The 1614-nt window shown below is 67.7% G+C and carries 1 protein-coding gene; it reads left to right on the plus strand.

Features of this window, described 5'->3' with window-relative positions:
* Positions 1–2: 2 nt before the first annotated feature.
* Positions 3–1614, plus strand: a 1612-nt coding sequence (locus tag AC2VOG_RS03390; RefSeq protein WP_486938505.1) for an acyl-CoA dehydrogenase family protein, incomplete at its 3' end; no start/stop codon positions are given.

Raw genomic sequence — 1614 nt, forward strand, 5'->3', positions numbered from 1 at the left:
TGGTGGCGCGGGTAGCGCCTTCGGAGGTCTTGCACGCCGCACTGGAGACACCGGTCGACAACCCGCCGCCGTATTGGCAGGCCGCGGCCGACCAAGGCCTGCAGGGCGTCCATCTGGCCGAATCCGTCGGTGGACAAGGGTTTGGGATTCTCGAGCTGGCGATCACACTGGCCGAGTTCGGCTACGGCGCCGTACCCGGGCCGTTCGTGCCGTCGGCGATCGCCAGTGCACTGATCTCGGCACACGATCCCGACGCCAAGGTGCTCGCCGAGCTGGCGTCCGGCTCCGCCATCGCCGCATACGCGCTGGATTCCGCGCTGACCGCGACGCGACAGGGCAATTCGCTGGTCATCCGCGGCGAAGTCCGCGCGGTGCCCGCTGCAGCGCAGGCGTCGCTGCTGGTGTTGCCGGTGGCGATCGACAGCGGCGAAGAGTGGTTGATGCTGCAAGCCGGACAACTCGAGATCGAACCCGTCGCCGGCGTCGACCCGCTGCGACCGATCGCGCATGTGCGCGCCAACGCCGTCGAAGTCACCGACGACGTCGTGTTGAGCAGCCTCGACGCGGTGACCGCGCGGGCATTGATCGCCACGCTGCTGTCGGCTGAGGCCGTCGGGGTCGCGCGATGGGCCACCGACACCGCGTCCGAATACGCCAAGATCCGCGAGCAGTTCGGGCGGCCGATCGGCCAGTTCCAGGCCGTCAAACACAAGTGCTCCGAGATGATCGCCGACACCGAACGCGCCACGGCCGCCGTGTGGGATGCGGCCCGCGCCGTCGACCAGGCCCGCGAAAGTGGCTGGGACACCGAGAGTTCCAAGGTCGAATTCGCTGCCGCGGTTGCGGCGACGCTGGCACCGGCCGCCGCTCAGCGCTGCACCCAGGATTGCATCCAGGTGCACGGCGGCATCGGGTTCACCTGGGAGCACGACACAAACGTGTACTACCGGCGGGCTCTGGTGATCGCCGCCGGCTTCGGGCGCAAGGCCGCATACCCGCAACGGGTGGTCGACACGGCCACTAGCACCGGGATGCGTCCCCTCGACATCGACCTGGACCCCGACACCGAAAAGCTGCGCGAGCAGATCCGCGCAGAAGTGGCTGGTCTCAAGAAGATCCTCCGCGAGGAGCGCACCACCGCAATCGCCGAGGGCGGCTGGGTGCTGCCATACCTACCGAGGCCGTGGGGCCGCGACGCCAGTCCGGTCGAGCAGATCATCATCGCCCAGGAGTTCGACACCGGACGGGTCAGGCGGCCACCAATGGGTATCGCCGCCTGGATCGTGCCGTCAATTGTCGCGTTCGGCACGGCCGAACAGCAGCAGCGCTTTCTGCCGCCGACGTTTCGCGGTGAAATGATTTGGTGTCAACTGTTTTCCGAGCCCGGTGCGGGATCCGACCTGGCCGGCCTCACCACCAAGGCGACCAAGGTCGACGGCGGCTGGCGGATCACCGGTCAGAAGATCTGGACCACTGCGGCACAGTTCTCGCAGTGGGGGGCGCTGCTGGCCAGGACAAACCCGAGCGCTCCCAAACACAATGGCATCACGTACTTTCTGCTCGATATGAGCAGCGCGGGCGTCGAAGTGAAGCCGCTGCGGGAGCTCACCGGCG

The organism is Mycobacterium sp. TH-M11, assembly GCF_057473725.1.